Origin of the sequence: Phytobacter massiliensis JC163 (assembly GCF_000321045.1) — a bacterium.
GTDB classification, from domain to species: domain Bacteria; phylum Pseudomonadota; class Gammaproteobacteria; order Enterobacterales; family Enterobacteriaceae; genus Phytobacter_A; species Phytobacter_A massiliensis.
This window is the reverse complement of sequence record NZ_HE578952.1, coordinates 19,876-26,538: the sequence shown is the minus strand read 5'-3', so window position 1 is coordinate 26,538 and position 6,663 is coordinate 19,876. Positions and strand designations below refer to the sequence as shown.

At 43.0% G+C, this 6,663-nt stretch carries 2 protein-coding genes and 5 pseudogenes; 3 read left to right on the top strand and 4 right to left on the bottom strand.

Annotated elements, in window-relative coordinates; genetic code table 11:
* Positions 1-251 (top strand): DUF4113 domain-containing protein (locus ENTHG_RS23145; RefSeq protein WP_122959191.1); only part of this gene is annotated, 251 nt, incomplete at its 5' end.
* 1,160 nt (positions 252-1,411) lie between these two features.
* Here ENTHG_RS23145 and ENTHG_RS23135 read toward each other — a convergent pair.
* Positions 1,412-2,379, bottom strand: a pseudogene (locus ENTHG_RS23135) (ParB family protein).
* Between the two features lie 7 nt (positions 2,380-2,386).
* A pseudogene (locus ENTHG_RS23130) lies at positions 2,387-3,582 on the bottom strand (AAA family ATPase).
* Positions 3,583-4,488: 906 nt separating this feature from the next.
* Between ENTHG_RS23130 and ENTHG_RS23125 the strand changes: the two are divergent.
* Together ENTHG_RS23125 and ENTHG_RS26555 are read left to right on the top strand one after the other, a co-directional pair.
* On the top strand, positions 4,489-5,457 hold the full coding sequence (locus ENTHG_RS23125) for a RepB family plasmid replication initiator protein (RefSeq protein WP_044185898.1): 969 nt from the start codon (positions 4,489-4,491) through the stop codon (positions 5,455-5,457).
* Between the two features lie 450 nt (positions 5,458-5,907).
* Positions 5,908-6,237, top strand: a pseudogene (locus tag ENTHG_RS26555) (hypothetical protein).
* Here ENTHG_RS26555 and ENTHG_RS23120 read toward each other — a convergent pair.
* Together ENTHG_RS23120 and ENTHG_RS23115 are read right to left on the bottom strand one after the other, a co-directional pair.
* Positions 6,230-6,379: pseudogene (locus ENTHG_RS23120) on the bottom strand (phage integrase family protein); the annotation flags it as partial. The pseudogenes ENTHG_RS26555 and ENTHG_RS23120 sit on opposite strands and share 8 nt — an antisense overlap.
* Positions 6,380-6,393: 14 nt before the next feature.
* A pseudogene (locus tag ENTHG_RS23115) lies at positions 6,394-6,663 on the bottom strand (hypothetical protein); the annotation flags it as partial.

The window sequence follows — 6,663 nt, the reverse complement described above, 5'->3', positions numbered from 1 at the left end:
CGAAAGCAGGTATCATGCTTAACGATTTTACCCCCACCGGCGTGGCGCAGCTGAATCTGTTCGATGAGTATCTGCCTCGTCCCGGCAGCGAGCAACTGATGAAGGTCATTGATGGCATAAATAACTCAGGGCTGGGCAATGTCTTTTTCACAGGATGCGGGATCGCACCTGAATGGCAGATGAAAAGAGAAATGCTTTCACCCGCTTATACCACCCGCTGGAACGAGATCCCTTTGGCCCGGATACGATAATAAAGACCGTCTTTGAGAAAGCTGACAGTGCTCGCCACAGACAAGTGACCGGGCGCAGCCCGCGAACGGTCGAGGAAGCACCAGGGAACTGAATGAACATATTCCACTTACGCTCGATGCCACACTTATATCAATACGGCCTTATCCACTTATCCACCGGCTGTTTATAAAGGATCTTTTTATATATGTTTTTAGATCTATCTTTTTAGACAGTACGCGAGCCCAGAACTGACGTGGTTCAGAACGACGCGAGTGTGACAAACTGCCCTCATTCATTGAAATAAATCACAAAATTATTCACGAGTGTTGATTATCTCGCCAGAACCTAAGCAGCAGACACAGCTCGCCGCAAAGGTATAACATTGCACAGCCAGTTAGCATAATAGGAAGTGTAAGTTAATTACTGGTAGAATAACGGCAGGCACAAAATTTTCTATAAAGAAATCATTCTTTCATCAAAGTTTTCATGCACAAACCGTCCTTGGTGAGTGTTGAACCGACAAGCGTTTAGATTCAAGAATGCAGAATAATTTGAAGCTGTCGAAAAATTTAGCTTTATGGGATGGTTTCAATATCACAAATAGAGCGATAAAGCTGTTTAAATCGCTGTAGTTCGTGCCCTGCAGAAGGTGCGATGCCTATTTTAATAATTTTGTAATTTACCCCGGTTGAGAAGCTTCCTTTAGGAGTCATTTCCAGAGTAACAAAGAAGGAATGATACCCAACATAAGCTCCCCAATTGTTTTCCCGTTTACTTCTCCACAGACAGTTCCAACTGTCGAGTTACTAGACTTTGAGTCTTTTCGCAAAAAGTGCTCATTACGGAACTGGACTGAATCAGGATCTTTTGTTAGTTCCGAGATTTCTTTTTGGGCAAGCTCTATGGCTTTGTCTTCATCCGGTTTGCAGCCTGCAAGGCATATAATGCCCGAGAAAACTATAGCTACCCCAATGTTAATATTCACAAATTTGCTTCCAAGGTTACTCAGAGTAGAGAGCATTTTTATGTTTTTANAGTGCCAACAGCCAACGTTCTGAATAGCACTATATGTACATGATGGGCTAAAAAATTGGCGATTTCACCCTGAAATTAAAAAGATTAATCTTTCAAATTCATATAGTTAACCGTGAAAATATCTTGGCGAAAATTTATGTAGCATTCAGTTCAAATTCCTTTTCAGTACTGCCTCGATTGCTATATCAAGTTCATCCTGAACATTTTTAGGAAGGCGGTTAAACTCATAGCTGAAAAGACGTCCTTTTGAGCGCTTGCGAGCAAATCTGTCTTTGTCAGAAAAATTCCATAAGTTTTCGACAATCGCTCTTTCTTTAGCTCCTGGTTTCGTAAGGATCTCCGACTCTTTAAGTAGAATTTTAAGAATACGATTTTTAACTTCATCTTCTGCAAGCTCTTCATCTGCAAGTGTGAGATGGATGTCAGGCGTAACCGTTTCAATCAAGTTCTTAAGCTCAACGTCAACCTTATGCAGATTCTCTTCAATAGAGGAGAGCAATTTGTAGTCTGAGAATGTCAGTTCTGACTGGACAGGAAAAAGGGTGATCAAATCACTGGATACACTGGCAGCTTGGAGCGCGCGCGTTACTTTAGCTTGAGAAAGGCCTTCCTGCACTGCAATCTCTTTCTGATTCAAGCCCGCATCCTTTAGGACAAGGAGACGTAGGCCGACTTCTCGTATGTTATGTTCTTTGGCCGTTTGGATATCTTTAGCCAGTCTTCTAGCTTCTTCCGATTTTAGTGCAGTGTCTGTAACGAGAACTGTTAATCCTGCCCGACATATAAGAGCTGCAGCCCGGCGGCGTGAACCATCTAATATCTCAATTTTTTCACCGTCTTTGACTCCTATTGCTGGGAAGAACTGTTGAAATTTTAGCGTCCTGGTAATGTCTCGTAATGATTCAGGTGTAAGTGAAGTCTGATCACGGCCATTAGTTTCTTGCCTGACGTATGTTTTTCCTCCACCTCTTCTGCAGGTACTACTTCTAAACGGAAAGTAGCTTTTCTTCCAGAGTTCAATACAAAAACTGCCGTGTAAGCATCGTCCGAATTGTTTTCTTTCAGAGGAGAATGGTTCAGCGTACGACCAATGGTAATCCTTTTGTTGTTCATATCTTCCTCAGCTCATGCGAATAAATTCAATACGATCAAAAACAGCTTTGGCAAAATCTTCTGCTGCTGCACGAGCATTTTTCAATGCTTCGCTGCTTCCGATATATGTTGCAGGATTAGCTGAAATCACAGTATCGAAGGACTCACCACATCTCTCAAAGCCATCGAGTCGGGGTAGAGCTACATCAAGCATGTCACCTCCAAAGATTTCCTTAGCGAGGCTGTGACACAGCTTGTGATCAGCTTTATTCAGTAGCTTGGACATAAATCCAATATTTTTTTCAGGCGAACAGGGCAGCCTGAATCTTCTATCAGCGATATAAGCTCTGGTAACCGAGTCAGGTACTTAAGCGTGGAATGAAAATCAACTTGTGCCGGTGGAATTGGGGTAAAGAGAATGTCTGATGCTGCTATAGCATTCATCAGAAAAGCATCCAGATGAGGTCCGCTATCTACAAAAATGAAGTCATAATCATGGGCAAGTTTATCGATGATGTTTTTTCGAAGAATTGAGTAAGCACTCATCCCAGGCAGATAAGTTGCACAAAGTTCCTCCCAGCGTGACGCTATAAAAGCATCTTCGATAGAAGCTGGAATGACATCTACGCCGGGAATAATGGAGGGAACTACGAATTCGTTCAAAAGCTCATCACGGCTAACATTCTGTAGCATTGCTTGCGCGCTGGTTGCTTCCACAGTTCCTACAGATCGTGTGTGATTTAAAAACATCGTTGCAGAAGATTGAGGATCAAGATCTATGACAAGTACGCGTAGGTCTTCAAAAAGCAGATGAGGATGAACTCTGAGTGCATGAGCTAAAGACACCGTCGATACTGTCTTTGAGACGCCACCTTTAAGGTTACCAACAAAGAGGGTATATGCTTCATCGTGCCTGTCGCGGTATTTAGGTACGCCACGGTGATGATAGATGTCAACAATGTTCTCAACCGACATTGCATATTTTGTTGATGAACCTGCTGCCCGCTTATCGAAGATGTATCCATTAGCTTCCATTTCGCTAACGGCATAATCGACACTCGCACGAGTAAGCTTAGGAAGCTTTGCAAGAGCGGCTTTCGCGTAAACCTGATAAAAAGTATTTTCCTTTAGCTCATCCTTTTGTTGCTGAATCTGTTCTGTCAGAGCAAGCAGCATTCTTTCCGAACGCTCGGCAACTTTGTTCATTTGCTGTACATTCTCCATCCCTAAAAACCCCTTGCATGTAGGATTTCTATTTTTAAACATAAATACAGCATAAATGCACAACAGTAAACCGAAATGATACTTCACTTACTGATAATGAGCTTTATGTTGTGACTAAGTTTTTAAAGATAGAGGTGCTCGCCGCAGAACTGACTAGCGAAGTCTGTCAGTTCGAGGAAGCGCAAGAGAACGGAAGGTAAAGGATGCATGTACGCTCTTAGTAAAAATATGAAGCTATATCTTGAAGTTATCCACCGGATAGATCCAAAAATTCGATCCAGAAAAGATCCTAATATTGATCCTATAAGATCCCCTTCTCCATAAATCATTTAAAATCAGAGAATTGCATGGTTTTATAACCACTATAGTGAGCATAACATCCACTATAAATAGTTGATTATCCACTATAGGGAGTAACGTAACGGCTCCGGGAAGTAAAAGGTATCCACTGTAGGGAGAAGTCCTCAATATTTATGCTCAACGTGCGCTGAATACTAAATGTATGAAAATTAGTTACTTTTCCTCTTAACCTGGCAGGTTTTATGTCTTATAAACACTGTTTTCCACACTTAGAATTCCAGAAGCTTTCCCCCTAACCCGCTAGAATATCTCGCAATTTAGCAAATAGATGCGCACAACCACTATAGTGAGTAATAACCACTATAGTGAGTAACATTCGAGACATTTATCCTCTATAGTATGTAACAACCACTGTAGAGAGTGGTGTAATCTGCGAGGTATATCCACTATAGTGAGGAAGCAGAAGCATGATGTGTTTAGGATGCTTAGTATAGGGCATTAGCTTTCCATAAAAGTTTATATCCACTGTAGTGAGTGAATTGCCTGATAGGGCTGGGGGTGAAAGTGGGCGATAGCAAAGTGCAAATAAGCGAAGCTTTTAGTGAGATGGATCGCAGGACTGGGGAGCTGGTTACGCTTGTTCCAAATAAAAATAATACAGTTCAACCAGTTGCACTCATGCGGCTTGGCTTGTTTGTGCCTACGCTCAAATCTACTGCTCGTGGCAGGACTGGCCAGATGTCATCAATGGACGTGACGGAGGAGCTTAAGCAACTTTCGCTAGTCAAATCCGAAGGCTATGAAAATATTAAGATTACTGGCGCCCGCCTGGATATGGATAATGATTTCAAAACGTGGGTGGGAATCATTCATGCTTTCGCGAAATACAACGTCTTAGGGGATAGCGTAACGTTACCTTTTGTAGAGTTTGTGAAACTTTGTGGTATCCCTTCTTCCCGTTCTTCGGCAAAGCTGCGTAAGCGTCTTGATGCTTCACTTACTCGCATTGCTACCAACACCATTTCGTTTAGTAACAAAGAGGGTGAATACTATGTTACACACCTTGTGCAGTCAGCAAAATATAGTGCAAAAAAGGATGAAGTGACGCTCCAGGCTGACCCAAAAATTTTCGAGTTATATCAATTTGATAAGAAAGTATTGCTTCAGTTGAAAGCGATAAATGAGCTTTCAAGAAAAGAGTCAGCGCAAGCCCTTTATACTTTTATCGAAAGCTTACCATCCAATCCGGCTCCTGTTTCGCTCGCTCGCCTTAGAGCACGGTTGAACCTCACCTCCAGGACAATCACCCAAAACTCCACCGTAAGGAAGGCAATGGAGCAATTGAAAGAGATTGGTTACCTCGATTATACAGAGATTAAACGTGGTAGGGTCGTATATTTCCATATCCACTATAGAAGGCCAAAACTCAAGCAACATAGCTTATCGGAATCGCTTCCAGAGCAGGTGAATTCCAGCAGTGATATGCACCCAGCCCGTGAACCAGAGGGAGAGATGGTTATGCTTACCAAAGAAGAACTTGCACTGCTTGAGAAGATAAGGAAAGGTCAACTTTAAAACAGTATCCACTATAGTGAGTTAAACACCTCTCTACTTGCTATAGTGGTTACATTCTATATGCGTGATAACTTCACATAATGCTCCTCAAATCGATTCACTCACTATAGTGGATGGATAGTTCTTAGTTTAGCTCTTAAAATCGTACAGAGCTTTCATTGGCGATTTCAGTCTGAAATTTGTAAGATAAAAATAATTAATTCAGATGGTTAAGCTATATTTAAGCTTGGCGATTTTTCTGCATCAATACGTCAAAGATGACCTTACCTAGAAGGCGTATACATCATCTTAACTAGATTCTGGTTTTCAAACTCATCAAGGCTGAGTCCGTCATAGGTGCTGTGACGGGCTCAGCCGCTTTTATCGCATTTATTATAATTAGATATCGTGTTCGCACTATTACCGGCTCCGCTATCTTATTATCCATCGCTTAAACGCCCAGTTTAGTATATTCATCCGGCTGAGCCGAAACAGCGCGCCCAAGCGGCAAAGCCAATTACCAGCAAAGCCGCTGTCAGGCTTCTGGCCGCAGGCGATATTTATAACGGCAATCCTGAGCGATTAAGGAAGACTGCAGAGCTGCCCGGCGGTGATGCGCCAGCCGGTTAGTCTCAGGTAATGGATAATAAAGGAGTGCTCATTACCGGCGCGTCTTTGGTGGCTGCACTAATAAAGGGGAGAATGTGCATCCCGGAGCTGAAAGGCATGAAACACTTTGGTGCCGAGGCTCAATATCAGACAGACCATTCGATCACCCTAAGGTGCTCATCTGGGCATTAATTTCCGGCGCCAGCAGGTATTTTGGCAGTTCACCATGCACCTGAGCCATCTGGCGCAGCGCCAGCGCTGCCGGATAATCGATAGCCACTGGCAACGGCATGGCCGAAACAGGTACTGGGTTCCTGGAGAGAGTAGGCATCATATGACGGATATCCTTTAAAACGTGTCGTTATCGGTTCGGTACCGGGCATCCTCCTGAAGAAGTGTTGCTGCCGCTGTATCAATAAAATCAAAAATGATCCGGATGGTATCTTTCACACGGTTAGGCCAGATTTGTACCTCTACATGGTTGGGTGTAATACCATTGCGGTGAACCAGATCATTACGCGTGTCTATCACGACCTGCATTTGCTCCGCCGCCCAGTTATGTGGCGTAACCAGCATGGCTGAAAAATACCTGCTAATTGCTTTTATGGCTCTGAAAAC